Origin of the sequence: Roseisolibacter agri (assembly GCF_030159095.1) — a bacterium.
GTDB lineage: Bacteria > Gemmatimonadota > Gemmatimonadetes > Gemmatimonadales > Gemmatimonadaceae > Roseisolibacter > Roseisolibacter agri.
In genome coordinates, this window is sequence record NZ_BRXS01000002.1 from 857,468 (window position 1) to 883,963 (window position 26,496).

Here is a 26,496-nt window from a genome sequence, read left to right on the forward strand (position 1 = left end):
CGCCTGTACAGGCTCACGCGTCCTCGGCCACCCACCGGTCGCCGTAGCGCGTCACGAGCCCGTGGGCGTCCACGTCGAGCGTCGCGCGGAACGCGCCGCCGCCGCTCGCGAACGCCCACGTGCGCTCGGCGGTGCGCGTGTACGTCTGCGACAGCACCTCGAGCGTGAGCTCCGGAAAGCGCAGCCACGCGGTGCGCACCGGCCCCGCCTCGCCCACCGCGAGCGCCAGGCGCCGGATGGGCAGCAGGTTGGTGGACGGGCTGAAGCCGTAGTCGACGTCCACGCACCCGTCGACGGCGGGGCAGCGCACGCCGTTCAGCGTCCACCGGTCGTCGGCGTCGCGCGCGAGCGCGAGCTCCACGTCGCGCGCGCCGATCCGTCCCTGCACGGTGCCGGCGCGCGTGCGCCACGCGGCGTCGCAGTCCACCGTGTGGCGCAAGGCGACCGCGTCGCCGTCGTGCCGGAGCGCGACGCTGCCCTCCAGCCGCCAGCCGTCGATCGTGCGGAGCAGGCGCACGCTCTCGTGGCCCGGCACGTCGAGGCGCCGCCAGCAGACCGTGCGGACGAGCGTTGGCGATGCGCTCACGCGCCGAGCGTCACGACGCGCCCTTCCGCCGCCGAGACGCGCGCGGCCTCGAGGATCTCGAGCCCCGCGATCGCGTCCTCGGGCGACACCGGCGGCGGCCCGCCGTTGCGCAGCGCGTCCACGATGCCCGCGTAGTAGCGCGGATAGCTGCCCGCGTGCGTGTGCACCGTCTCGCGCGCGTCGCCGGCGCCGAGCGTGCCCCAGCGCTCGGGCGGCTCCTCGCCCCAGCCGGCGCCCTCGGGACGCGCGCCGGCGCGCAGCGCGTCCTCCTGCGGATCGGCGTGGTGCTTCACGTACGCCGCGCGAGATCCGTACGCCGCGAAGCGCGGGCCGGGCACGCCGGCGACCGTGCTCGCGTGCAGGTGCGACCGCAGCCCCGATGCGTGCGTCAGCGCGACGAACAGGTCGTCGGGCACGGTGACGTCGGGGTGCCGCCGGTCGAGCTCCGCGTACACGCTCCGCACGGGCCCGCCCAGCACGAGCGCCTGGTCCACCAGGTGCGTGCCGAGGTCGAGGTCGATCCCCTCGCCGTGCCGCTGCGCGTCGGGCGTGGTCCAGCGCGGCTTGGCGCTTGGCCGCCAGCGGTCGAAGCGCGACTCGAAGCGGTGCAGCGTGCCGAGCGCGCCGTCGTCCAGCAGGCGCCGCAGCGTGAGGAAGTCGCCGTCGAAGCGGCGGTTGTGGTAGGGCGCGACGAGCAGCCCGCGGCGGCGCGCCTCGTCGGCGACCGCGCGCGCGTCGGCCGCCGACGTCGCGAAGGGCTTGTCCACCACCGCGTGCAGGCCGTGCGACAGCGCGGCCATCGCGAGCGGCGCGTGCGCGCCGTTCGGCGCGGCGATCACGACGAGGTCGAGCGCGTCGGCCATCGCCCAGAGCGCATCGGCGGTCGGGACGATGCGCGCGGTGGGATGCTCGCGCGCGGCCTGTCGCTGCCGCTCGGGGTCGCGCGTGACGATGGCGTCCAGCCGCAGCCCGTCGGTGACGGCGATGCACGGGGCGTGGAAGACCGCGCCGCCCAGCCCGTAGCCGATCAGTCCGACGCGCAGGACGTCGTCGTGAGAGTGCATCGGAGAACGATATGGCGGAGGACGATGAGGCGGAGGACCGAAGAGCGTGAAACGATAAAGCGGATCTTCGCTTCAGGCGTCAAGCTCGAAGCGTCCGCTCTTCGTATCACGCCGTTCCGTCCTCCGTCGTTCCGTTCTCCGCACCACCGTTCTCCGCGATCATGGTCCTGAGCGCGGGCCACACCCCGCGTACCGCCTCCGCCAGTCGCGCCAGTGCCCACTCCTCCGCGCGCCGGTGCCCGACCGCGAAGACGTGCAGCTCCGCGCGCAGGGCGGCCTCGCGCGCGGGCGCACGCAGCTGCCCGGTCACGTAGGCGCCGGCGCCCAGGGCGGCCGCGCGCTCGACCAGCGCGGGCGTCATCGCGCGCGCCATCGCCACGCGCGCCGTCGGCGCGATCGCGCGGGACGGCGCCAGCTCGGCCTCCACGCCGCCGAAGGTGCGCACGAGCGCCGCGCGCAGCGTGTCCACGTCCACCCCGCCGCCCGCGCGCACCGTGCCCACGCTGCCCAGCGGATGCCCGTCGCGGTCGCCGAGCGAGTCGCGGGCGTCGCCGAGGGTGAGGGAGAGCGCGTCCGCCAGCTCGGGCGTGCGGCCGAAGCCGTAGCGCCGGTCGAAGGCGTCGTGGCTGGCCAGCACGCCCACCGCCGCCGGCCAGCGGTCGAGCGACAGCGCCCAGTGGCGGTGGAGCAGCACGGCGTCGAGCGCCGCCGCATCGACCCACGCGCGCAGCCCGGGCCACGGCTCCAGCGCGAGCCCCAGCCGCGCGACCGGCGCCGCGCGCTCGCGCAGCACGAGGACGGGGTCGTCCGCCGGCGCGAGGATCGCGTCGAGGCTCGCGGCGAGCGTGGTGAGGTCGGGATGCACGAAGGGGCCGAGGACGATACGGCGGGAAACGATACGGCGGAGGACGGAACGGCGTGTCACGGTGGAGCGCACTTGCTCCGCTTTCCCGTTCCACGCGGTATCGTTCGACGCCGTTCCGTCCTCCGCGGTTCCGTCCTCCTCCGTTCCGTTGTCCGTTTCATCGTGCTCCGCTTCCTCGGACGACTGGCCCTCGCGCTCCTGCTGGCGTTCCCGTCCGCCGCGCTCGCCCACGGCGTGCTCCGCGCGTCAGATCCGCGCAGTGGCGCGCGCCTGTCCGTCGCGCCGCGATCGCTGCGCCTCACGTTCAACGAGGCCATCGAGCTGGCGGTCGCGCGCCTCGAGCTGCTCGATCCCGACGGCCGCGGCGTCGCGCTCTCCGCGCTGCGGCGCGGCGACTCGGCCGCGGTGCTGGTGGCCGACGTCACCGGCGCGCTGCGCGCGGGCCGCTACACCGTCGCGTGGCAGATCGCCGGGCGCGACGGCCATCCGGTGCGCGGGCGCTACCGCTTCTCGATCGACAGCGGCGCGACGGGGCTCGCGCCGGCGGCGCCCGCCGTCGACACCGCGGCGCACGCCGAGCACGTGGACGTGCCGGACACCGCGTCGGACACGACGACGCACGCCGCACACGCCGTCGCGCCGCCGGACACGTCGTTCGACGCGCAGTCGCCCGCCTACGCCGCCGTGCGCTGGCTCGGCCTCGCGGCGATGCTGACGCTCGTCGGCGCGGTGGCTTTCCGCACGCGCGTGGTGCCCGCGGCCGCGCGCCGGGGTGCGCCGGACGTCTGGGCCGCCGCCGCGACGCGCGACGCCGGCCGCCTCGCGGTCGCGGCGAGCGCGCTGCTGCTGGTCGCGTCGCTGCTGCGGCTCGCGGCGCAGTCGGTCGCGCTGCAGGGCGCCGGCGCGTGGCGTGATCCCGCGCGGCTCGGCGCGCTGCTCGGCGGCACGACGTGGGGCACGGCGTGGTGGCTCCTCGTCGCCGCGACGCTCGTGGCGCTGGTCGGGCTGCTGCTCGCGCGGCGCGCGTCGTCGGCGGGGTGGATGCTCGCATCACTCGGCGTGGTCGGCGTCGCGCTCGCGGCCGCGCTGTCGGGGCACGCGGCGTCGGTGTCGGGGCGCGCGCCGTTCGCGGTGGTCGTCGACGCCGCGCACGTGCTGGCCGCGGGCGGCTGGCTCGGCACGCTGCTGCTGGTGGTGGCCGCCGGGCTGCCGGCCGCGCTGCGCCTGCAGCCCGACGCGCGCGTCGCGGCCACCACCGCCGCCGTGAATGCGTTCTCGCCCGTGGCGCTCGCGTGCGCCGCGGTCGTGGCGCTCACCGGCGGCCTCTCCGCGTGGCTGCACCTCGGCGCACTCGACGCACTGTGGCGCTCCGCGTACGGCCGCACGCTGCTCGTGAAGCTCGCGCTGCTCGTGCTCGTCGCCGCGGCCGGCGCGTACAACTGGCGGCGCGTGCGCCCCGCGCTCGGCGACGCGTCGGGCGCGGCCCGTCTGCGTCGCAGCGCGACCGTCGAGCTGGCGCTCGGCGCCCTGGTGCTGGTCGTGACCGCGGTGCTCGTCGCCACGCCGACCGACGTCGTCCCCTGATCGTCCCTCGATCGCTCCCTCCCACGCACACCACGTCCATGCTCCGATCGCACGTCTCGCTCGCCGCGCTCGTCCTGTGCGCGGGCACCGCCGCCGCGCAGCCCGTGACCAAGGCTTCGCCGTCCGCCGCCACGTCCGACTCGGTCGAGGCGGCCGCGGTCGTGACGCGCTTCCATCGCGCGCTGGAGCAGGGCGACAGCGTCGCGGCGCTCGCGCTGCTGGCGCCCGACGCGGCGATCCTCGAGAGCGGCGCGGTCGAGACGGTGGCCGACTACCGCGCGCACCACCTGCCGGCGGACATCGAGTACGCGCGCGCGGTGCCGGGCACGCGTGCGCCCGTGCGCGTGCAGGTGCGCGGCGACGTCGCGTGGACCGTCGGCAGCAGCGAGACGAAGGGCGAGTTCAGGGGGCGTCCCGTGAACAGCGCGGGCGCGGAGCTGATGGTGCTGACGCGCATGCCGCACGGGTGGCGCATCAGCGCGATCCACTGGTCGTCGCGGCGGAAGACCAGCTGAGGAGCACTGGCAGTGCCGGATGTGACACGGGGGCGATCGCCGATGCGATCGCCCCCGTGTCGTCCCGTGCGCGTGTCGCGGTCAGGCCGGCGGCGCGCCCGCGCCGCGCTGCGCGCGCATCTGCTTCATGCGCTCCTCCATCGCGACGAGGTTCTTGTCGAACGTCGCCTGCTGGTCGGCCGTCAGCACGGCGCGCAGCTGGTTGCGCTCCTGCACCGTGCGTTCGCGGCGCGCGGCCATCGTCGCGCTGTCCGGCGGGCCGCCGGCGTTGCCGGCCGCGGCGCGCTCGGCCATCGCCTTCTCGCGGAAGGCCGTGCGCAGCGAGTCGATCTTCGTCTGCTGCGCGGCCGTGAGGGTGATCCCCTCGAACAGCATCTGCTGCTGCATGACCTGGCGACCGCCCTGCGGCGGCTGCGCCGCCACCGAGGTGGCGCTGACGGCGAAGAGCAGGGCCGCGGCGGCGGCGGCACGGGCGATCGTGCGGGCGGGCTGGTGCGTCATGGGGATTCCGGCGGCTGGACGTGCGGACGGAGGCGCGGTCCGACCGGGTCGAAACGGGGTCGGGCCGCGTGGGGAACAGAGGGGAGACGCCGCCGATTCACGGGCGTTAAGGGCCCGATTGCGGTCCGATTGCGGTTCAACATCGGGGGGGCGGGGCGCGTTCTCTGCTCCGGTGGGCGGCCGCGCGACGTGGCCGTCCGGTGGGGAGGACTTCGGGCGGGGCGCTGAACGAATGCCGCTGCCGGACGTCTGCCATGCTCCGGCCCCACGCCAGCGCTCCGTGACCCTTCCATGACCGATCACTCCCGCACGCCGTCGCCCGTCCGGCCGCCCCGCGCGGCCCGGCGCGCGCTCGCCGTGCTCGCCGCCACCGCCGCGCCCCTCGCCCTGGGAGCGCAGCAGCCCGTGGCCGCCGACCCCGGCGCCGCCCGCCCCATCGGGCTGGCCGAGGCCGTCCAGCTCGCCCAGCGCAACGCGCCGGCCGCCGTGCAGGCGCGCGGCACCCTGCGCGCCAGCGAGGCCACCATCCGCTCCGCCTACGCGGCGTTCATCCCGAGCCTCTCGCTGAACGCCAACACGACCCAGCAGAGCCCCGCGACCGCGCGCGTCAACCAGCAGACCGGCGAGCTCCAGGCCGGCCGCTGGGCCGGGAGCGCGGGCTTCAACGCGCAGGTCGACCTGTTCGACGGCTTCCGCCGCACCTACGACCTCCGCAGCGCCCGCGCGGCGCAGGCGGCCGCGGTCACCGGCGAGTCCGCGCAGGCGTTCACGCTCGCCTACCAGGTGAAGCAGCAGTACTACGCGTCGCTCGCCGCGCGCGAGGCCGAGAGCGCCGCGCAGGCGCAGCTCGACCAGGCGCGCCAGCAGCTGCGCGTGTCGATCGCGCGCGTCGTCGCGCAGACGGTCACGCGCTCCGACTCGCTGCGCTCCAGCATCGCCGTCAGCAACGCCGAGCTGCAGCTGCTCACCGCGCGCAACGACCGGCAGCTCGCCGACGCCGCGCTCACGCGCCTCGTCGCGACGCCGTTCACCGTCACCGCGACGCCCGCGGGCGCGCCCGCCGACAGCGTCGCGCTCCCCGACAGCGCGACGCTCGCGCGCCTGGCCGACGAGTCGCCGCAGGTGCGGCAGGCGATGGCCAACCTCGCCGCCGCGCAGGCCGCGGGCCGCGCGTCGCGCACGCCGTACTTCCCGACGCTCGCCGTCAGCTACGGCCGCAACCTGACGACGACGTCGACGAACTTCGACCTGATCCCGAACGATCCGCGCTTCAGCGGGCAGCTGCGCTTCACCTTCAGCTACCCGGTGTTCAACCAGTACGCGCGCGAGGAGGCGGTGGTGCGCGCGGACATCGCCGTCACCAACGCCGAGGCGGCGCTGCGCGACGCGCGCTTCGCGGCGCAGCAGGGGCTCGTGCAGGCGCAGGTCGCGCTCCGCACCGCGCTCCGCCAGGCCGAGATCCAGCAGGCCACCGTCCTCGCGTCCGAGGAGGACCTGCGCGTGCAGCAGCAGCGCTACGAGCTGGGCGCCTCCACCCTGCTCGACGTGCTCACGTCGCAGACGCAGATCAACCAGGCCCGCGTGGCGCTGGTCCAGGCGCGGCTGAACGCGCGCGTGGCCCGGGCGCAGCTCGAGTCCATCATCGGGCGCGACCTGTGAGCGCCTCCGCCACCGCCGCTTCCACCACTCCGTCCCGCACGCCGGCCGCCATGTCGCCCTCGTCTCCCGTCCGCTCGCGACGCCTGCTGGCGACGCTGCCGTACGCCGCGCTCGCCCTCGTCGCCACCGGCGCCGTCGCCGGCCTCTCGGCCTGCACCGACAAGAAGGCCGACGCCGCCGTCATCGAGACGACGCCCGTGCGCCGGCAGACCGTCGTCGTCGACGTCGAGGCCACCGGCGTCATCACGCCGATCGCCGCCGTCGAGGTGCGCTCCAAGGCGTCGGGCCAGATCGTCGACATGCCCGTGCAGACCGGCTCGCAGGTGAAGCCGGGCGATCTGCTGGTGCGCGTCGATCCGCGGGATCCGCAGAGCCGCTACGACCAGGCGCGCGCGTCGCTCTCCGCCGCGCAGGCGCAGCTCGAGGTCGCGAAGTCGCAGTTCGACCGCAACCGCACGCTGTCGCAGCAGGGCGTGATCACCGCGCCCGAGCTGGAGCAGACGCGCGTCGCCTACGCCAACGCGCAGTCGCAGGTCACCAGCGCGCGCACGCAGCTGTCGCTGGCGCGCATCGCGCTCGAGGACGTGACGATCACCGCGCCGTCCGCCGGCACCGTGATCGCGCGCAACGTGTCGCAGGGCCAGGTCATCACGTCGTCCACCAGCGGCGCCAGCGGCGGCACGGTGCTGCTCTCGATCGCCAACCTCGGCACCGTCTACGACTCGACGCTCGTCACCGAGAGCGACATCGGCAAGGTGAAGCCGGGCCAGACCGCCAGCGTGACGGTGGACGCGTACCCGGGCCGCACCTTCCGCGGCGTGGTCGAGAAGATCGAGCCGCGCGCCACGGTGCAGCAGAGCGTGACGATGTTCCCGGTGCTGATCCGCATCGACAACCGCGACGGCGCGCTGATGCCGGGGATGAACTCCGACGTCTCGATCCTCGTCGACGAGCGCGACAACGTGCTCGCCGTGCCGGTGGACGCCGTGCGCTCGCTGCGCGAGGCGCAGACGGCGGCGACCGCGCTCGGCCTCGATCCCGCGCAGGTGCAGCAGCTCGTGCAGTCGCAGGGCGGCGGCGGGCGTGGCGGCCGTCCCGGCGCGGGCGGCGCGGGTGCCGCCGGCGGCGACACGCCGACGACCAACGCGGTCGCGGCGGCGCCGGGCGCGAACGGCAACAATGGCAACGCCGGCGGCAACGCGAACGGCAACCGCGGCCAGGGCGGCCAGGGCGGACAGGGCGGCTTCGGTGGTGGGCAGGGCGGCTTCGGCGGCGCGATGAACGTCACGCCCGCGCAGTGCGACTCGGTCACCAAGAAGCTCGCGGCCAAGCCCGCGCTCCGCGATCGCATCGGCGCGCTGCGCCGCCAGATGATGGACGGCTCGGCCGGCGACGACGCGCGCCAGCAGATCCGCGCGCTCTACGACAGCGTCGGCGTCGATCCGCGCGAGGCGCGCGCCTGCACGATGCAGGCGGGCGGTGGGCAGGGTGGGCAGGGTGGGCAGGGTGGGCAGGGTGGGCAGGGCGGCGCCGCGGCGGGTGCTGCCGGCGCGGGCGCCGGCGGGCGTGGCGGCTTCGCGGGCATGGGCGGCGGTCGTGGGCGCGCGCAGCGCGGCCTCGTCTTCGTGAAGAAGGGCGAGACGTTCGAGCCGCGCGTCGTCACGCTCGGCCTGGGCAACTTCGACGTCACCGAGGTCGTCTCGGGGCTGCAGGACGGCGAGCAGGTCGCGCTCGTGTCGGCGGCGGTGCTGCAGCAGTCGCGCACCGAGTTCCAGGACCGCCTGCGCAGCCGCTCGGGCCTGCCGGGCATGGGCGGCGGCGCGGGCGGCGGTGCGCCGGCCGGTGGTGGTCGTCCCGGCGGCGGTGGCGGTGGCGGCGGCGCGCCCGGCGGTGGCGGTGGTGGCGGCGGCCGCGGAGGCGCGTGACATGGCGACGACGGTGAATGCGGCGGACGTGGCCAGCGCGATCGCGGCCCGCGACGCGCGCCGCGCGCAGCTGGCGGCCGCCCGCGGCGGCATGCCGGTGGGCGAGATCCTGCGCGTCTCGCTCGAGGCGCTGCGCGTCAACAAGATGCGCTCGCTGCTGACGATGCTCGGCATCATCATCGGCGTGTCGGCGGTGATCGCGATGCAGGCGCTCGGCAACGGCGCCAAGGAGGCGGTCAACGCCCGCATCGCGTCGCTCGGCACGACGCTGGTGACGATCAACCCCGGGCAGGTGTTCACCGGCGGCATCGCCTCCGCGACCGACCGCGCGCGCCTGCGCGTGGAGGACGCCGAGGCGCTCGCGGAGCAGGGGCGCGGCTTCGTGGCCGTGCAGCCCGAGATGGGCCGCCAGCTCCAGGTGCAGCATCAGAGCACGAACACCAGCGTCAACGTCATCGGCACGACGGCCAACTACCCCACCGTGCGCAAGTACACGATGGGCGTCGGCCGCATGTTCGACGAGGGCGAGGACATCGGGCGCAAGCGTGTCGCGGTGCTCGGCGCCACGACCGCGGCCAACCTCGGCTTCGTGACGCCGGACGCCGCGATCGGCCAGGAGATCCGCGTCGGCGGGACGCAGTTCGAGATCGTCGGCGTCTTCGCGCCCAAGGGCGGCGCGACGGGCTTCAACGATCCCGACGACCAGGTCGTGATCCCGCTCGGCACCGCGCGCTTCCGCGTCATCGGCAGCGACAACCTGCGCTCGATCAACATCCTCGCCCCGAGCGAGAGCGCGATCAACGCGACGATGGCCGAGGCGCAGCGCATCCTGCGCCGCGAGCACCGGCTGCCCACGGGCCGCCCGGACGACTTCCAGATCCGCAACCAGGCCGACTTCCTCAACACGGCGGCCGAGACGACGCAGGTCTTCACGTACCTGCTGCTGGGCGTCGCGACGGTGAGCCTGCTCGTCGGCGGCATCGGCATCATGAACATCATGCTCGTGTCGGTCACCGAGCGCACGCGCGAGGTCGGCGTGCGCAAGGCGCTCGGCGCGACGCGCGCGACGATCCTCTCGCAGTTCCTGATCGAGGCGATCGTGCTGTGCGTGCTCGGCGGGATCATCGGCATCCTGCTCGGCGTCGGCATGGCGACGACGCTGCGCGTGGCGCTCGGCTGGACGACGTCGGTGTCGACGCCGTCGATCGTGCTCGCGTTCACCTTCTCGGCCGCGGTCGGGCTGATCTTCGGCGTGTGGCCGGCGCGCCGCGCCGCGTCGCTCGATCCGATCATCGCGCTGCGCTACGAGTGAGCGAGCGCTGACCGCCGGCTCCGGCGGCGAACGCGGCGGCGTGTGCTCCGGCACACGCCGCCGCGTCGCGTTCTCGCCCACCCGCATTCGACGGCGTGGCCGACATGGGGCGCGGAAGTTGATGCATCGCCCCCTCCCCGCGGCGGCCCGATCCGCCGCGACGGTCGGCCGCACCGGCACTGCGCGGTGCGGCCGCGGCATCCATCCACGGAGGACGACGCGATGGCGAACCGGGACTACGGATCCGGCCGCGGCGACCAGGATCGCGAGCATCAGGGCGGCCAGGGCCAGTATCAGCGCGGCGACGACCGCGACCGCGACCGTGACCGCGGCGGCCAGGGTGGCTACGGCCAATCGCAGTACGGCCAGGCGAACTACGGACAATCGAACTACGGACAGTCGAACTACGGACAGTCGGGCTACGGGCAGTCGAGCTTCGGCCAACCGGGCCAGGGCCAGTCGCAGTACGGGCCGTCGCAGTACGGGCAGTCCGGTGGATCGCAGGGGTGGCAGTCGGGCGGGCAGCAGCAGTCGTCGCAGAACGCGCCGTGGAACGACCCGCAGGCGCACGGCCGCTTCGAGGCGGGCAACTACACGTCGCCCTCGCAGGGGCAGTCGGGCCGCCAGGACTACGGCGCGTCCAACTACGGCCAGTCGAGCTATGGCGGCTCGAGCTCCGGCCAGCAGGGCTACGGTCAGCAGGGCTACGGTCAGCAGGGCTATGGTCAGCAGGGCTACGGCGGCACGTCGGGCTACGGCCAGCAGTCGTACCGCAACCGCGGCCCCGAGAGCGACTACGGCTGGTCCGGCGGCGGGATGGGCGGCGGCACCGGCGGCTACTACGGCGGCACCGGCGGCATGAGCGGCGGCATGAGCGGCGGCATGAGCGGCGGCATGAGCGGCGGCGAGTCCGACCGTCAGTCGTTCTCGCGTCCGCGCGACCTCGGCGATCGCAACCCGAGCCAGGGCTTCACGGGCGGCTACGGCGGCGGGGTCGGCGACGATCGCTACCACTACGCGAGCGCGGGCGACCGCATCGGCCAGGGGCGCGGCATGGGCGACAGCGCGTACGCGCGCGGCACCGGCATGCAGCCCAGCCACGCCGGCCGCGGGCCGCGCAACTACCGCCGCAGCGACCAGCGCATCGAGGAGGAGGTGAACGAGGCGCTCACGCACCACCACGCCATCGACGCCAGCGACATCGACGTGCGCGTGGAGCAGGGCGTCGTGACGCTCACGGGCGAGGTCGAGGACCGCCGCAGCCGGCGGCTGGCCGAGGAGATCGTCGAGGAGATCCGCGGCGTCAGCGACGTGAAGAACGAGCTGCACGCGCGGCGCGGCCTCCTCAGCAGCCTGTTCGGCGACGACACCGACCGCACGCGCACCGATCGCGACGTGACGCCGAGCGCGCACCGCGACACGAGCATGTCGTCAGGGATGTCCGGCGCCTCGAGCACGGGCACGACGGGCGGAACGTCCGCGACGACGGGTGGCACGTCCGGGACGTCGGCGACGGCGAGCACCGGCGACGCCTCCAACACGTCGGCCACCAGCGGGTTGGGCGGCACGACCGGCGGTACGAGCGGCGGCACGACCGGGCGCTCCTCGCGGACCTGAGCATCGCATGACGTGCGGCGCATCCGCTGGATCGGATGCGCCGCACGCAGCGGGGCTTGCCCTCCCGTGCGCGCCGGGCAACTTCCCGCGCCGTGTCCCAGAGCACCCGCACCTTCGCCGCCCTCGCCGCGGGCCTCGTGATCGGCGCCTCCCTGCGCGCGCTCCTGCCGCCGGGGGCCGTCGACTCGCTGCTCGCGGTGGCCGAGCCGGTGGGGACGACGTGGGTCAACGCGATCCGCATGACCGTCGTCCCGCTGGTGGTGTCGCTGCTCATCGGCGCCATCGCCGCGGACGATGCGCGCGTCGTCGGCCGGCTGGGCGCGCGCGCCGCGATCGCGTTCGCGATCAGCCTCTCGCTCGGCGCCGCGCTGGTCGCGCTGGTCGCGCCGCCGCTGCTTGCGCTCATCCCCACGCCGCCGCCCGAGGCCCTCGCCGCGCTGCGCGCCGGCGCCGCGGCGCCCGCGGGCACGGCGGCGCCCGTCGGCCTGCGCGACTGGATCGTGGGGCTCGTCCCGACCAATCCCGTGCGCGCCGCGGCGGACGGCGCGCTGCTGCCGCTCGTCGTCTTCACGCTCGCCTTCGCCGCCGCCGCGACGCGCATCCCCGAGGCGTCGCGTCTCGCGCTCGTCGCCGTCTTCCGCGCGGTGGGCGACGCGCTCCTGGTGCTCGTGCGCTGGGTGCTGCTGCTCGCGCCGCTCGGCGTGTTCGCGCTCGCGCTGCCGCTGGGCGCGCGCGCCGGCGCGGCCGCCGCGGGCGCGCTCGCGGGCTACGTCGTGCTGACGATCGCGCTCTGCCTGGTGCTGATCGCGGCGATGTACGTGGCCGCCGTGACGATCGGCCGCGTGCCGCTGCGGCAGCTCGTGCGCGCGGCCTCGCCCGCGCAGGCGGTGGCGCTGGGCACGCGCTCGTCGCTCGCCGCGCTGCCGGCCGCGCTGCGCGGCGCGGAGACGCACCTCGGCCTGCCGCCGGCGTCGGTCGCGATGCTGCTGCCGCTCGCCGTCGCGACGTTCCGCATCTCGGTCACGGTCGCGATCACCGTCGGCACCTTCTTCCTCGCGCAGCTCGCGGGCGTCGACCTCACGCTCGCGCAGCGCGTCAGCGTCGCCGCCACCGCGGCGCTGCTCAGCCTCGGCGTGCCGGGCGTGCCGGGCGGCGTCTTCCTGGTGATGGCGCCCGTGCTGACCTCCGTCGGCGTGCCGGCCGAGGGCGTGGGGCTGCTGCTCGCGGTCGATCCGATCACGGACGCGTTCCGGACGCTGACGAACGTGACGGGGCATGTCGTCATCACTGCCATCGTCGGCAGAGCGGAGGACGGAACGGCGGAGAACGCGACAACGGAAGACGGAACGGCGCGATACAGAGAAGCGGACCCTTCGAGCTCGAAGCTGTCAGCCTGAGGATCCGCCCCACCGTTTCACGCAGTATCGTTTTCCGCCGTTCCGTCCTCCGCCTCTTCGTCCTCCGCCGTGCCCGCCTTCACCTACGTTCTTGCGCTGCTCTTCACCCCCGACCGCGGGCAGGTCGTGTTGATGCGCAAGACCCGCCCCGCCTGGCAGGCCGGCCGCGTCAACGCGCTCGGTGGCAAGCTGCTGCCCGCGGAGAGCGCGCTCGACGCCGCGCGGCGCGAGGTGCGCGAGGAGGCCGGCGTCGAAGTCGTCGAGTGGGAGGAGTTCCTCGTCTGGGACGATCCGCAGTACCGCATGCACGCGGTGCGCGCCTTCGACGCCGTGGCGCTCGACGCGCACACGGCGGAGGATCAGGAGGTCTTCCGCGCCGACTGCGCCGCGCTGCCGCCGGAGCTGATCGACAACCTGCGCTGGCTCGTGCCGCTCGCGCTCGACCGCGACGTCGCCGTGCCGGTGCGCGTGACGAGCCGCGACCCGGCCGGCTCGGGGCTCACGGAGCCGGTGCCGACGGCGGACTGAGTCCCAGCAGGAACTCGAGCGCCGCATCGCGACAGACGTCGGGCGCGTCGGCCCAGAGATCGTGCGTCGCGCCCTCCACGCGCACGCGGCGCACGTCGGGCAGCAGCGCCGCCAGCTGGTCGTCGACCAGCGCGTGCAGCCGCGTCGTGCGCGTGCCCGTGAGCATCAGCGTCGGGATGCGCAGCGCCGCCAGCGCGTCGCGCGACAGGGTGGGGAAGGGCTCGGGCGAGCGCACGTGCGCCTCCCAGTCGCGCGCGTTCTGCAGCACGCGCGCGCGGGCGCGGTCGGGCAGCCCGTCGAACGTACCGGCGCCGAGGAACCCGTCGATGATGCCGCGCATCGCGCGCGTGGGGTCGCCATCGCGGAACGCCGCGGCTGCGGGCGCGAAGACGTCCGACAGGAACGCGCGTCGCAGCGTCGCGCCCTCCTCCGTCGCGTCGGCCAGCGGCAGCACCGGCGGCTCGGCCAGCACGAGCGAGCGGAAGGCGTGCGGACGCTCCAGCGCGAGCGCGAGCGCCGCCACCCCGCCGATCGAGCCGGCAACGACATGGGCCGGCGCGAGGTCGAGCGCGTCCATCAACGCGCGCAGGTCGTCGGCGTCGGTGCGCGGCGTGTGCGCGTCGCCGGGCGGCGCGTTCAGGTGTGGGGCCGCGTGGCGGCGGCTGTACGCCACGACGCGGAAGTGCTCCGCGAACGGCGCGACCTGCTGCCGCCAGTAGCGGAGGTCCTTGCCGCCGCCGTGCACGAACACGAGCGGCTCGCCCGCGCCCGCCTCGACGTACGCCAGCGTCACGCCCGCCGGCAGGACGAGCCGCGACGTCGGGATCTCCGACGCGGTCATCGCGTCCTCACGCCGGGACGACCGCCGTCGCCTCGATCTCGACCAGCGCGCGCTCCTCCAGCAGTCCCGCGACGACGACCACGGACATCGCCGGATAGTGCGCCCCGATGGTCGCGCGGTACGCCGCGCCGATCGCGCGCCGCGCCGCGACGTACGCCGCGCGGTCGGTGACGTACCACGTCAGCCGCACGAGGTGCTCCGGCCCCGCGCCGCCCGCGCGCAGCACCGCGACGACGTTGCGCAGCGCCTGCGCCGTCTGCTCCGCGAAGTCGTCGGTGGCGAAGGTGCAGGTGACGGGATCCCAGCCGATCTGGCCGGAGATGGAGAGCACACGTCCCTCCGCCACGACGCCGTCGGCGTAGCCGTGCGGCCGCGGCCAGCCCTCGGGGCGGACGACGCGTCCCTCGACGCTCGACGCTGCACGCTCGACGCTCACTTCGCCCCCTCGCGTAGCCGGTATCGCTGCAGCTTCCCGGTCGCGGTTCTGGGAAGCGCATCCACGAAGACGATCCGCCGCGGATACTTGTACGGCGCGATCGTCGCCTTCACGAAGTCCTGCAGCGTCCTCACCATCGTCTCGTCGGCCGTCACGCCCGGCTTGCACACCACGAACGCCGTCACCAGCTGCCCGCGCTCCGCGTCCGGCAGCCCCACCACGCCGCACTCCTGCACCGCGTCGTGCAGCAGCAGCGCGCTCTCTACCTCGGGGCCCGAGATGTTGTAGCCCGACGAGACGATCATGTCGTCGGTGCGCGCCTGGTACCAGAACCAGCCGTCCGCGTCCTGCACGTACGAGTCGCCCGTGAGGTTCCAGCCGTGCTGCACGTAGGCGCGCTGGCGCTGCGGGTCGCCCAGGTAGCGGCACCCCGTCGGCCCGCGCACCGCCAGCCGTCCCACCGTGCCGCGCGGCACCTCCGCGCCGTGCGCGTCGATCACCTTCGCCTCGTAGCCCGGCACGACGCGGCCGGTGGAGCCGGGCCGGATGTCGTCGCCCGACGCGCTGATGAAGATGTGCAGCATCTCCGTCGCGCCGATGCCGTCGACGATCGCGATCCCCGTCGCCGCCTTCCACGCCTCGAACGTCGCCAGCGGCAGCGCCTCGCCCGCCGACACGCAGATGCGCAGGCTCGACACGTCGTGATCGCCCGCGGCCAGCAGCCCGGCGATCGCGCGGTACGCCGTCGGCGCGGTGAAGCTCACCGTCGCGCGGAACCGCTCGATCGCGTCCAGCAGGTTCGGTGGCGAGCCCTGCTCGAGCAGCACCGCGGACGCGCCGGCGCGCATCGGGAAGAGCACCAGCCCGCCCAGCCCGAAGGTGAAGGCGAGGGGCGGCGTGCCGCAGCACACGTCGTCGGGGCGCAGGCCGAGGAGGTGCGGCGGGAAGCAGTCGCACACCGCGAGCACGTCGCGGTGGAAGTGCATCGTCCCCTTGCCCTGGCCCGTCGTGCCCGACGTGAACGCGATCAGCGCCACGTCGTCGGCCGCCGTATCCACCGCGGCGAAGGTGTCCGGCCTGCCCGACATCAGCGCCTCCAGCGAGCCGGCACCGCCGTCGCCGCCGAAGGCCACCGTGCGCCCGTTCGCGCGCGGCGTGCCGTCGAGTCGCGTGCGCATCGCGGGCTCGCACTCCTCCAGGCAGCGCACGTCGCACAGCGCCAGCGCCACCTCCGCCTTGTCGGCCGTGTAGGCGATCTCGCGCGTGCGCAGCAGCGGCATCGTGCACACCACCACGCCGCCCGCCTTCAGCACCGCGAACCAGCACGCCACCAGCAGCGGCGTGTTCGGCGCGCGCAGCAGCACGCGGTTCCCGGGGATGATCCCGAGGTCGTCCACCAGCGCGTGCGCGATGCGGTTCGCGGTCGCCTGCAGCCGCGCGTAGCTCCACGTCTCCGCGTGCGTGTGGAAGGCCGGGCGGTCGCCGAGCCCGCGCTCGATCGCGCGGTCCAGCAGCTCCACCGCGCAGTTCAGGCGCGGCGGGTACGCGGCCAGCTCGGGCAGGCCGTCGTACTTCAGATCCGGCCAGAGCGCGCGCGCGGGCAGGTGCTCGCGGCAGAACGTGTCGACGTGTGCGGACTGGGTCATCGCTCGGCCTTGAGCAGCTCGCCCGCGATCACGAGCCGCTGGATCTCGCTCGTCCCCTCGTAGATCCGCAGCGCGCGGACCTCGCGGTAGAGCCGCTCCACCACGCCACCGACTGCCACGCCCAGCCCGCCGAGCAGCTGCACGGCGTCGTCCACCACGCGCTGCGCGGCCTCGGTCGCGTGGAGCTTGGCCATCGCGGCCTCGCGCGTCACCCGCTCGGCGCCCGTGTCGCGCGTCCACGCCGCGCGGTACACGAGCAGCGCGCTGGCGTCGATCGCGAGCGCCATCTCGGCCAGCCGCGCCTGCGTCAGCTGCCAGTCGCCGAGCGGCTTCCCGAACACCTGCCGCGTGCGCGCGTGCGCCAGCGCCTCGTCCAGCGCACGGCGCGCCATGCCCAGCGCCGCCGCACCCACCGTCGACCGGAAGACGTCGAGCGTGCCGAGCGCGACGCGCAGCCCGCGTCCGGGCTCGCCGATGCGCTGCGCGGCCGGGATGCGGCAGCCCTCGAACGTGATCGTCCCGAGCGGGTGCGGCGCGGTGACGTCGATGCGTCGCGTGACGGAGAAGCCCGGTGCGTCGGCGTCCACGACGACCGCGGCGAACGCCCGCTCGCCCGCCTCGGGCTCGCGCGCGAACACGACGTAGTGGTCGGCGATCCCCGCGTTCGAGATCCAGGTCTTCTCGCCGTCCAGCACCAGCGCGTCGCCGTCGCGTCGCAGCGTGGTCGTCATCGCCGTGACGTCGGAGCCCGCGTGCGCCTCGCTGAGCGCGAACGCCGCCACCGCGCGCCCCGCGGCGATGGCGGGCAGGTAGCGCGCGCGGAGCGCCTCGCTCCCGAACAGCGCGATCGGCCCGCCGCCCAGCCCCTGCATCGCGAACGCGAAGTCGGCCAGCGCGTCGGCGCGCGCCAGCGTCTCGCGCGCCAGGCAGAGCGCGCGCACGTCCAGCGTCTCGAACGTCCCGCCGTGCGCCGCGGGCACCGCCAGCCGCAGCCATCCTGCGTCGCCCAGGCGCGCCACCAGCGCGCGCGTCGCGGCGCCCACGTCGTCGTGCCCGTGCGGCGCCTCGTCGGCCAGCTCGCCCGTGGCCCACGCGCGCAGGTCGCGCCCGATCGCGCGGTGCCGCTCGTCGAGGAACGGCCACTGGAGGTGCGGCAGCGGCTCGTGCGCGGGCACGCTCACGTCAGTTCCCCTCGAACACGGGCGTCTCGCGCGCGGCGAAGGCGCGGTAGGCGCGCGCGAAGTCGCGCGTCTGCATGCACAGCGCCTGCGTCTGCGCCTCCGCCTCGATCGCCTCGTCGACGCCCATGCTCCACTCCTGGTGCAGCGCGGCCTTGGTCATCGCGTGCGCGAACGTCGGCCCATTCGCGAGCTCGCGCGCCATGGCGGTCGCCTCGGCGAGCAGCGCATCGGGCTCCACGAGGCGGTTGTGGAAGCCCCACCGCTCCGCCTCCTCGCCGCCGAGGAAGCGCCCCGTGTACAGCAGCTCGGACGCGCGCCCGTGCCCGATGATCCGTGGCAGCAGCGCGCACGCGCCCATGTCGGCGCCCGAGAGCCCGACGCGCACGAAGAGGAACGCGACCTTGCTGCGCGCCGTCCCGACGCGCAGGTCGGAGGCCATCGCGACGATCGCTCCGGCGCCGGCGCAGACGCCGTCAATCGCGGCGACGATCGGCTGCGGGCAGGCGCGCATCGCCTTCACCAGCTCGCCCGTCATGCGCGTGAAGCGCAGCAGCCCCGGCGCGTCGCCGGCCTCCTGCAGCGCCACCAGCGGCCCGATGATCTCGTGCACGTCGCCGCCGGAGCTGAAGTTCCCGCCCGCGCCGGTGATCACCACCGCGCGCACGTCGCGCGCGTGCGGCAGCCGCCGGAAGAGCTGCGCCAGCTCGGCGTACGACTCGAAGGTCAGCGGGTTCTTGCGCGCCGGCCGGTCGAGCGTGACGGTGCCGACGCGGTCGGCCACCGTCCAGCGGAAGTGCGTCGCCTGATAGGCGCTCGCATCGAACGTCGTCGGGTCGGTCATGCCTGTCGTCTCGGGATTCGCCGCGCTCACATGACCTCTCCGGCCGCCACCGCGACGGCCTGCCCGGTGATGGCGCCCGACGACGGCGCGCACAGCCACACCACCGTCGCCGCGACCTCCTCGGGCGTCACCAGCGCGTGGCGCGGGTTCAGCCGCTCCAGCGCGCGGCGCGCCTCCTCGGGCGTGCGGCCCGCGGCCACGAGGTTGTCGATCGCCGCGCGCGCCATGTCGGTCTCGGTGTAGCCGGGGCACACCGCGTTGACGGTCACGCCGTCGCGCGCCACCTCCGCCGCCAGCGCCCGCGCGAGCCCCAGCAGCCCGGCCTTCGCCGCCGCGTACGCCGCCGTGCGCGGATAGCCCTTGAGCGCGCTCGTGGACGACACCAGCACCACGCGCCCGAAGCGCGCCGCGCGCATCGCCGGCAGCACGGCCTGCACGCAGAGGAACGCGCCGGTGAGGTTCACCGCCAGCATCCGGTCCCAGAGCGCGCGCGACGTGTCGCCGGCCGTCGCGCTCGCGGCCTCGCCGGCGTTGGCCACCAGCACGTGCGCGTCGCCCAGCGCCTCGCGCGACGCGTCGAAGGCGCGCGCGACCGCGTCCGCGTCGGACACGTCGCACGCCACTGGCAGCGCGCGCACGTGGTGGCGGGCAGTCAGCGCCGCGGCGCGCTGCGACAGCGCCGCGACGTCGCGCCCCATCAGCGTCAGCGACGCGCCCTCGCGCGCCAGTGCCTCCGCGATCGCCGCGCCGATGCCGCGCGACGCGCCGGTGACGACCGCGTGCCGGTCCGTGAGCGTTCGGACATCGGTCGTGACGGTCATCAGATGGCCGCCGTGCCGCGCAGCTCCAGCTCGCGCTCCCGCGCGCGCTCCAGCTGCTTCCGTCCGGAGAGGTACTGCACCGGCCACCACTGCGCGTCGTGCCCCTGCGCCACCGCCGCGTGCAGCGTCCAGTGCGGGTCGGCGAGGTGCGGGCGCGCCAGTGCGCACAGGTCCGCGCGCCCCGCGGCGAGGATCGCGTTCACCTGGTCGTACTCGGTGATGTTGCCGACCGCGATCGTCGGGATGCCGGCCTCGTTGCGGATCCGGTCACTCAGCGGCGTCTGGAAGAGGCGCCCGTACACCGGCTTCGCGAGCGGCGACGTCTGCCCGGCCGACACGTGGATCATGTCCACGCCCGCCGCGCCGAACGCGCGCGCGATCTCCACTGCCTCCGCGCCGTCCACGCCCCCCTCCACCCAGTCCGTCGCCGACACGCGCACCGACATCGGCCGCTCGGCCGGCCACGCGTCGCGCATCGCGCGGAACACCTCCAGTGGGAAGCGCAGCCGGTTCTCGAGCGAGCCGCCGTAGGCGTCGGTGCGCGCGTTGCTCAGCGGCGTGATGAATGCCGACAGCAGGTAGCCGTGCGCGCAGTGCAGCTCCAGCATGTCGAACTCCGCGTCCACCGCCATGCGCGTCGCGCGCACGAAGGCGTCGCGCACGTCGTCCATGTCGGCGCGCGTCATCGCCCGCGGCACCTGCATCCCCGCGCGGTACGGCGTCGCCGCCGGTGCGAGGATCGGCCAGCCGCCCGAATCCAGCGGCTCCTCGTTCCCCTCCCACATCAGCTTCGTCGCGCCCTTGGGCCCCGAGTGCCCGAGCTGCAGGCAGATGCGCGCGGGCGACCACTCGTGCACCATGCGCGTGACGCGCCGCCACGCCTCCACGTGCGCGTCGTCGTACATCCCCGTGCAGCCGGGCGTGATGCGCCCCTCGGGCGTGACGCACGTCATCTCCGTGAACACCAGCCCCGCGCCGCCGAGCGCGCGCGCCCCGTAGTGCACGAGGTGCAGGTCGTTCGGCGTGCCGTCGGTGGCGCTGTACATGTCCATCGGCGCGACGACGACGCGGTTGGGGAGCGTCATGCCGCGCAGCCGGAACGGCACGAACATCGGGGGCACGGCGCCGTTCTCGCTCGGCGCGCCGGGGGCCGAGGAGCTGAACCAGTGCTCGATTCCGCGTACGTACCCGTCGTCGCGCAGCCGCAGGTTCTCGTGCCCCAGCCGCTGGCTCCGCGTCAGCAGGCTGTACGCGAACTGCTCCGGCGGCAGCGACAGGTAGCGGCGCACCGACTCGAACCACTCCATCGAGTTGCGGGCGGCGTTCTGCAGCCGCAGCGCCTCGACGCGCCGCGACGTCTCGTACGCGGCGAACGCCTCCTCGACGCTCGACGCTCCCCGCTCGACGCTGGCGAGCTGTGAGGCGAGCTCGATCGAGTCCTCCATCGCCAGCTTCGTCCCCGAGCCGATGGAGAAGTGCGCCGTGTGCGCCGCGTCCCCGAGCAGCACGGTCCGCCCGTCGTGCCAGCGTGCGTTGGCCACGCGCGTGAAGCGCTGCCACGGGTGCGCGCGCTGGTGCGGCGCGAGGTTCACCTCCAGCCGGTGGCCCTCCAGCCACGGCGCGAACAGCGCCTCGCACGCGGCGGTCGTCGCCTCCGCGTCCATCGCGTCGAAGCCGGCGGCGCGCCACGACCGCTCGTCGCACTCGACGATGAACGCCGAGCGCACGTCGTCGAAGCGGTAGGCGTGCGCCTGGAAGACGCCGGCGTCCGTCTCCGTGAAGAGGAAGGTGAACGCCGCGAAGCGTCGCGTCGTCCCGAACCACATGAAGCGGTTGGGGCGCACGTCCAGGTCGGGCTCGAACGCCGCCGCGCGCTCGCGCCGCAGCGCGCTGTTCACGCCGTCCGCCGCCACCACCACGTCCGCGCCGCCGAGGCCGAGCGCGTCGAGCGCGGCCTCGTTCGCGACCTCCGTGTGGAAGCGCAGCTCCGCGCCAAGCGCCGCGGCCCGCTCGGCCAGCACGCGCAGCAGCGTGCGCCGCGCGATGCCGACGAAGCCGTGGCCACCCGACGTCACCACCGTGCCGCGCACGTGCACGTCGATGTCGTCCCAGCGGACGAAGTGCCGCGCGATCGCGTCGTACGTCTCGGGGTCGGCGGCGTGCAGGTGCTCGAGCGTCTGCTCCGAGAACACCACGCCCCACCCGTAGGCGTCGTCCGGCCCGTTGCGCTCGAGCACGACCACGCGGCCGGCGGGATCGGCGCGACGCTGGAGGATGGCGAGGTACAGCCCGGCGGGGCCGCCGCCGACGGTGACGACGAACAACGAGCACTCCGGGAGAGGGGCCGGCCGGCGCGCGGCGTGCGGCGCAGGCCCGCGGCAAGTCTCGCCGCGGGGTGGGGGCCAGGCAAGCCCGTCGCCGTCGGCGCCGGATGGCGGGCCCTGGTACCTTCCGGCGCTCGCGCCGCCCGCCTGGCATCGCCGTTGCGCCGAAGGGCGGCGCCCTCGGGTACCGTCTCGGTGCCCGTCGCTCTCCCGTGCCCCGTCCCGTGTCGTCTCGCCTCCGCCCGTCGCGCGCCGTGCGCCGCGCGCTCGTGCATGCATCCGCGCCCTGCGCGCTCGTCCTCGCGGGGTGCGCCGCGCGCCCGCAGGCGCAGGTCCTCACGCCGGTGCGGCTGGACGCGACGTCCATCGTCGGCAGCGCGCCGTCGGGTGGCACGTCCGACGTCTTCCAGACCTTCGCGCCGCTCGACCGCGCGGAGTGGGCGGGGCCCAACCAGTACCGCGGCGCGAACGGCGCGCCCGGGCCCGCGTACTGGCAGCAGCGCGCCGACTACTCCATCACGGCGACGCTCGACACCGCGAACGGCGGCACGGTGAGCGGGCAGGTGCGCATCGCGTACACCAACAACTCGCCCGACACGCTGCGCTTCGTCTGGCTGCAGCTCGACCAGAACCTCTATCGCGCCGGCTCCAGGGGCTCGGCGCTGTTCGCGTCCGACTCGCGCTGGGGCGTGCGCGGCTTCCAGGGCGGCTACGACCTGAGCGACGTCACCGTCGACGGCCGCGCCGTCACGCCGCGCGTCGACGACACGATGCTGCGGCTCGACCTCGCGCAGCCCGTCGCGCCGCGCGGCGGCCGCGCGACCATCAGCCTGCGCTTCCGCTTCGCGGTGCCGGAGCACGGCTCCGACCGCATGGGACGCGACGGCACGCTGTTCGAGATCGCGCAGTGGTATCCGCGCATGGCCGTCTACGACGACGTGCGCGGCTGGAACACCGACCCGTACCTCGGCCAGGGCGAGTTCTATCTGGAGTACGGCGACATCGACTACGCGGTCACCGCGCCCGCGGGCTACGTCGTCGCCGGGAGCGGCACGCTGCAGAACGCGGAGCAGGTGCTGACGTCCGCGCAGCGCGAGCGGCTGGCGCGCGCGCGCGCGTCGGTCGCGACGCCAGGCACCAACGACGGCGTCGTCGCGGTGGTGACGCGCGCGGAGGCGGAGGCGGCCGCGCGCGCGCCGGTGTCGGGCACGCGCACCTGGCGCTTCCGCGCCGAGAACGTGCGCGACGTCGCGTGGGCCGCGGCGCCGGACTTCCGCTGGGACGCGACCAGCTGGAACGGCATCCTCTGCCAGGCCTTCTATCCGTGGCCACGCGCCGGCCGCGCCTGGGAGAGCGGCGCCGAGCAGACCTGCTGGAGCATGCGCACGTACTCGGGGCTGTTCTTCCCGTATCCGTATCCGCAGGCGACGAGCGTCGCGGGGCCGGTGGGCGGGATGGAGTACCCGATGTTCGTGATGGTGCACTACGGCAGCGGCGATCCCGCGTCGATCTTCGAGACCATCGACCACGAGCAGGGACACGAGTGGTTCCCGATGCTCGTCGGCTCGAACGAGCGGCGCTACGCGTGGCAGGACGAGGGCTTCAACACGTACATCAACGCGTTCTCCAACGAGCGCCGCTATCCCGGCACGAGCGCGTACGAGGGCTATCGCCAGGACTGGGCGAACGCGCGCGCGGCGAACGTCGACGCGCCGCTGATGACGCGGCCCGACCACATGGAGAGCGCGGCGCTCGGCGCGCTCGCGTACCGCAAGCCCGCGACGGTGCTGCTGACGCTGCGCAACCACGTCGTGGGCGCGGAGACGTTCGACCGCGCGTTCCGCGAGTACGCGCGCCGCTGGGCGTTCCGGCATCCCACGCCCGGGGACTTCTTCCGCACCATCGAGGACGTGAGCGGCGCCGACCTCGCGTGGTTCTGGCGCAGCTTCTGGTACACGACCGACGTGCTGGACATCGGCATCGACGGCGTCGAGACGAAGGGTGACGCCGGGCGGCAGATGGCGACGCTCGCGCTGCGCCGCCACTCCAGCATCCCGTTCCCCGTCGCGGTGCGCCTCCGCCTGGCCGACGGCAGCACGCGCGACGTGCGCTTCCCCGTGGACGTCTGGGCGAAGCCCAGCGGGGGCGACCAGGTGACGGTGTCGGTGGGCGTGCCGGCGAGCGTCGTCGGCGCGCGGCTCTGGCCCGACCCCACGGTCCCCGACTGGAACCCCGCCAACGACGTCTGGGGGCAGGCGCCCGCCGCGGACGCCCCGGGACCGGTGACGACGGGGAAGGCGGGCGGCGCGATGGGCGGCGCCCCCGCCCGCGCCGCCGCGCCCCGCTGACCCGGCGCCCGCTGCGTCGAGGTCGGGCCGGGGATTCCCTCACTGGCCACGTGGTCAGTAGACGCTAGATTACGCCGCCGTTCGATCCACCCTCTCGGAGTCGCGACAATGTTCGAGTTCGGAAGCTGGGCGTCCCACTGGTGGAAGCCGGTGCTCTTCGTGGTCATCGCGGGGCACATCACCAACGTGTGCGTCACCCTCTTCCTCCACCGCGCCCAGACGCACCGCGGGGTGAAGTTCCACCCGCTGGTGGAGATCCCGATGCGCGTGTGGCTCTGGCTGACGACCGCCACCAAGACCAAGGAGTGGGTCGCCTGCCACCGGAAGCACCACGCCTTTGCGGACCGCGACGGCGACCCCCACAGCCCGCTGCTCGAGGGGCTGCGCAACATCATGCTGAAGGGGGCGCTCTACTACCGCGACGCGGTCCGCCAGCCGGGCGTGCTGGAGAAGTACGGCAAGGGGACGCCGAACGACTGGCTCGAGCGGCACCTGCTCGACAAGCGCTCGCAGCTCGGGATCTTCCTGCTGCTCGGGATCGACATCTGGCTGTTCGGCTTCTTCGTCGGCCCGCTCGTCTGGGCGGTGCAGATGATCTGGATCCCGTTCTGGGCCGCGGGCGTCATCAACGGCGTCGGGCACGCGCTGGGCTACCGCAACTACGACGTGAAGGACGAGAGCCGGAACATCTCGCCCATCGCGATCTGGCTCGGCGGCGAGGAGCTGCACAACAACCATCACGCCGACCCGCACTCGGCCAAGTTCGCGCACCGGAAGTTCGAGTTCGACATCGGCTGGCTCTACATCCGCCTGATGTCGCTCGTCGGGCTGGCGAAGGTGAAGTACGCGCACGGCGTCGCGGGGCACGACCGCGACCGTGGCGGCGATCCGACGAACCAGGTGATCCAGCCGGCAGCCTGACGGCGGCATTCGGCCGGCGCGCGACTCCGCTCACCGGGAGCTGCGGGCTGCGGACTGCGGATTCGAGGGGCCGGCTGCCAGGTGGCAGGCCGGCCCCTCTGGCGTCGGAGACCCGACTGGCGTCACCGCCTGCATCGGGCCGACGTCGGGAGCGGGGCGCCGGGGCTGGGCGGAGGCGACCTCGATCGCAGCAAGGAGACTCACGCGAAGCGGTGAGGCTCCGCAGCGGCCGCGATCGTGGGGAGCCGGAGTCCGGCCCCGGCGCCCGCTGGCGCGCCGATGCCCGTCGGGAGGCGCTCCGCCGTCTCGCGGCTCGATTAGCTTGAGAGAGCCGGCCGCCCTTGGCCGGCACGACTTCCTCCGTCCGTTTCCATGCCCGACGTCACCTGCTCCCGCTGCGGCCAGACGCGCGCCGGATTCGAGCGCCCGCCCGTGGGCGTCGGCGGCGCGACCGGCGAGCGCATCGTGCGGGAGATCTGCCAGGACTGCTGGGGCCAGTGGCTGAAGCAGCAGACCATGCTGATCAACCACTACGGCCTCAACCTGATGGACCCCCAGGCCCGCTCCTTCCTCTCCAAGAACCGCGACGCCTACCTGTTCAAGGCCGGCTCGGGGGAGGAGGTCGACACGACCAAGCAGGGCACCATCAACTGGTGAGCCACCCCGTCGCCCCACGATTCCAGGCCTGATTCCCGCTCGCTCCGACGCCCGCGCCCCCAGCGCGGGCGTCGTTGCCTGGAGACACGTGCCGGGGTTCGCGGGCGCCTCGGGGCGGCCTTGACTTAAGTAGCGGTGTGCTCATAATTGCGCTCCATGAGCCCCGTCCTCGCCTCTCCCCGACCGCGCACCGGCACCCGCCGGAGCGCCCCGCCACGGGCGGGGTACTCCGTCGACGTCGTGCTCCTCACCGTCCTCGATGGCCAGCTCGCGGCCGCGCTGGTGCGGGCCGAGGGGCGGCCGGGCGAGCGGCTGCGCGAGCGGTGGACGCTGCCCTGGGAGCCGGGGGCGGCCGAGGAGTCGCTGACGGACGCGGCGGAGCGGCTGGCGCGGGACGTCATGGGGACCGCGCCGCACTACCTCGAGCAGATCGGGGCGTTCGGCGACGGCCGCCGGCATCCGGGCCCGGCGTCGCTCTCGGTGGCCTACGTCGGGCTGGTCCCGGCGGGGGCCTCGCTGCCGGGCGACACGGACGGCGACTTCTTCCCGGTGAACGACCTGCCGGCGCTGGCGCCGCGCCAGCGGGCGATGGTCGACGCCGCGGTCGCGCACGTGCAGCAGCGGGTGGGGCAGGCGCCGGTCGCGTTCCGGCTGCTGCCGCCGACGTTCACGCTGAGCGAGCTGCAGGAGCTCTACGAGCTGCTGCTGGACCGGCGGCTCCACAAGGCGAGCTTCCGCCGGTCGCTGCAGGCGGCCCGCATCGTGGAGCCGACCGACGAGTGGCGCTCCGAGGGGCGCGGCCGTCCGGCGCAGCTGTTCCGCTACGCGCCACGCCGCCGCCGCAGCGCCCCGCGCGGGGTGCGGTTCGAGTAACCGCCATCGCCCGTTCCAGCGGTTGGACGCGAAGGGGCCCGACACGATCCGTGT

Annotated in this window: 23 protein-coding genes; 12 read left to right on the plus strand and 11 right to left on the minus strand. The window is 74.7% G+C overall.

The window, feature by feature from the left end:
* Positions 1-13 precede the first annotated feature (13 nt).
* The 3 genes from rosag_RS08445 to rosag_RS08455 all read right to left on the minus strand — a co-directional run bounded on the left by rosag_RS08445 (position 14) and on the right by rosag_RS08455 (position 2,515).
* Positions 14-586 (minus strand): putative glycolipid-binding domain-containing protein, encoded by a 573-nt coding sequence (locus rosag_RS08445; protein ID WP_284349639.1) that lies wholly within the window; start codon positions 584-586, stop codon positions 14-16.
* Positions 583-1,650 carry a Gfo/Idh/MocA family oxidoreductase gene (locus tag rosag_RS08450; RefSeq protein WP_284349640.1) on the minus strand — a complete coding sequence of 356 codons (1,068 nt, stop codon included), beginning with the start codon at positions 1,648-1,650 and terminating at the stop codon, positions 583-585. Before rosag_RS08450 ends, rosag_RS08445 begins: the two co-directional genes overlap by 4 nt.
* A gap of 106 nt (positions 1,651-1,756) precedes the next feature.
* A complete protein-coding gene (locus rosag_RS08455) occupies positions 1,757-2,515 on the minus strand; it encodes a Nif3-like dinuclear metal center hexameric protein (protein WP_284349641.1) in 759 nt (252 codons plus the stop codon).
* 162 nt (positions 2,516-2,677) lie between these two features.
* Between rosag_RS08455 and rosag_RS08460 the strand changes: the two genes are divergently transcribed.
* Together rosag_RS08460 and rosag_RS08465 are read left to right on the plus strand one after the other, a co-directional pair.
* Entirely contained in the window at positions 2,678-4,099 is a 1,422-nt protein-coding gene (locus tag rosag_RS08460) for a copper resistance CopC/CopD family protein (protein WP_284349642.1), read from the plus strand.
* 38 nt (positions 4,100-4,137) lie between these two features.
* Positions 4,138-4,614 carry a DUF4440 domain-containing protein gene (locus tag rosag_RS08465; protein ID WP_284349643.1) on the plus strand — a complete coding sequence of 159 codons (477 nt, stop codon included), beginning with the start codon at positions 4,138-4,140 and terminating at the stop codon, positions 4,612-4,614.
* 81 nt (positions 4,615-4,695) lie between these two features.
* Here the strand turns inward: rosag_RS08465 and rosag_RS08470 are convergent, their stop codons facing one another.
* The gene (locus rosag_RS08470) at positions 4,696-5,115 is read right to left on the minus strand and encodes a hypothetical protein (RefSeq protein WP_284349644.1); all 420 of its coding nucleotides are present in this window, start codon (positions 5,113-5,115) and stop codon (positions 4,696-4,698) included.
* 291 nt (positions 5,116-5,406) lie between these two features.
* Here rosag_RS08470 and rosag_RS08475 point away from each other — a divergent pair, with 291 nt between their 5' ends.
* The 6 genes from rosag_RS08475 (at position 5,407) to rosag_RS08500 (ending at position 13,553) form a co-directional block, all read left to right on the plus strand.
* Entirely contained in the window at positions 5,407-6,774 is a 1,368-nt protein-coding gene (locus rosag_RS08475) for a TolC family protein (RefSeq protein ID WP_284349645.1), read from the plus strand.
* A 50-nt stretch (positions 6,775-6,824) separates the two neighbouring features.
* Positions 6,825-8,699: an efflux RND transporter periplasmic adaptor subunit gene (locus rosag_RS08480; protein WP_284349646.1), complete on the plus strand. Its 1,875-nt coding sequence runs from the start codon at positions 6,825-6,827 to the stop codon at positions 8,697-8,699.
* Positions 8,617-10,011 carry an ABC transporter permease gene (locus rosag_RS08485; RefSeq protein WP_284349647.1) on the plus strand — a complete coding sequence of 465 codons (1,395 nt, stop codon included), beginning with the start codon at positions 8,617-8,619 and terminating at the stop codon, positions 10,009-10,011. Before rosag_RS08480 ends, rosag_RS08485 begins: the two co-directional genes overlap by 83 nt.
* A 222-nt stretch (positions 10,012-10,233) precedes the next feature.
* On the plus strand, positions 10,234-11,628 hold the full coding sequence (locus tag rosag_RS08490) for a BON domain-containing protein (RefSeq protein ID WP_284349648.1): 1,395 nt from the start codon (positions 10,234-10,236) through the stop codon (positions 11,626-11,628).
* Positions 11,629-11,720: 92 nt separating this feature from the next.
* Positions 11,721-13,025, plus strand: coding sequence for a dicarboxylate/amino acid:cation symporter (locus rosag_RS08495; protein ID WP_284349649.1), 1,305 nt, complete (start codon positions 11,721-11,723; stop codon positions 13,023-13,025).
* A gap of 69 nt (positions 13,026-13,094) precedes the next feature.
* Positions 13,095-13,553, plus strand: a complete 459-nt coding sequence (locus rosag_RS08500; RefSeq protein ID WP_284349650.1) for an NUDIX hydrolase — start codon at positions 13,095-13,097, stop codon at positions 13,551-13,553.
* Here the strand turns inward: rosag_RS08500 and rosag_RS08505 are convergent.
* The 7 genes from rosag_RS08505 to rosag_RS08535 are packed head-to-tail and all read right to left on the minus strand — an operon-like array spanning position 13,525 to position 21,643.
* Entirely contained in the window at positions 13,525-14,394 is an 870-nt protein-coding gene (locus rosag_RS08505; RefSeq protein ID WP_284349651.1) for an alpha/beta fold hydrolase, read from the minus strand. The genes rosag_RS08500 and rosag_RS08505 overlap by 29 nt on opposite strands.
* A 7-nt stretch (positions 14,395-14,401) precedes the next feature.
* Entirely contained in the window at positions 14,402-14,830 is a 429-nt protein-coding gene (locus rosag_RS08510) for a RidA family protein (RefSeq protein ID WP_284349652.1), read from the minus strand.
* On the minus strand, positions 14,827-16,476 hold the full coding sequence (locus rosag_RS08515; protein WP_284349653.1) for a benzoate-CoA ligase family protein: 1,650 nt from the start codon (positions 16,474-16,476) through the stop codon (positions 14,827-14,829). The genes rosag_RS08510 and rosag_RS08515 overlap by 4 nt, the downstream gene beginning before the upstream one ends.
* Positions 16,473-17,657, minus strand: a complete 1,185-nt coding sequence (locus rosag_RS08520; protein WP_284349654.1) for an acyl-CoA dehydrogenase family protein — start codon at positions 17,655-17,657, stop codon at positions 16,473-16,475. Before rosag_RS08520 ends, rosag_RS08515 begins: the two co-directional genes overlap by 4 nt.
* A 1-nt stretch (position 17,658) precedes the next feature.
* Positions 17,659-18,498, minus strand: a complete 840-nt coding sequence (locus rosag_RS08525; RefSeq protein WP_284349655.1) for an enoyl-CoA hydratase family protein — start codon at positions 18,496-18,498, stop codon at positions 17,659-17,661.
* 26 nt (positions 18,499-18,524) lie between these two features.
* Entirely contained in the window at positions 18,525-19,319 is a 795-nt protein-coding gene (locus tag rosag_RS08530; protein WP_284349656.1) for an SDR family NAD(P)-dependent oxidoreductase, read from the minus strand.
* Positions 19,319-21,643 carry a bifunctional salicylyl-CoA 5-hydroxylase/oxidoreductase gene (locus rosag_RS08535; RefSeq protein WP_284349657.1) on the minus strand — a complete coding sequence of 775 codons (2,325 nt, stop codon included), beginning with the start codon at positions 21,641-21,643 and terminating at the stop codon, positions 19,319-19,321. The genes rosag_RS08530 and rosag_RS08535 overlap by 1 nt, the downstream gene beginning before the upstream one ends.
* A 224-nt stretch (positions 21,644-21,867) precedes the next feature.
* On the opposite strand from rosag_RS08535, the gene rosag_RS08540 reads away from it, so the two are divergent.
* The 4 genes from rosag_RS08540 (at position 21,868) to rosag_RS08555 (ending at position 26,442) form a co-directional block, all read left to right on the plus strand.
* Entirely contained in the window at positions 21,868-23,991 is a 2,124-nt protein-coding gene (locus rosag_RS08540) for a M1 family metallopeptidase (RefSeq protein ID WP_284349658.1), read from the plus strand.
* 108 nt (positions 23,992-24,099) lie between these two features.
* Positions 24,100-24,912 (plus strand): acyl-CoA desaturase, encoded by an 813-nt coding sequence (locus tag rosag_RS08545; protein WP_284349659.1) that lies wholly within the window; start codon positions 24,100-24,102, stop codon positions 24,910-24,912.
* A gap of 372 nt (positions 24,913-25,284) precedes the next feature.
* Positions 25,285-25,569, plus strand: coding sequence for an oxidative damage protection protein (locus tag rosag_RS08550; protein WP_284349660.1), 285 nt, complete (start codon positions 25,285-25,287; stop codon positions 25,567-25,569).
* Between the two features lie 240 nt (positions 25,570-25,809).
* Complete coding sequence (locus tag rosag_RS08555) at positions 25,810-26,442, plus strand: NUDIX hydrolase (RefSeq protein ID WP_284349661.1); 633 nt, start codon at positions 25,810-25,812, stop codon at positions 26,440-26,442.
* The last annotated feature ends 54 nt before the right edge of the window (positions 26,443-26,496 follow it).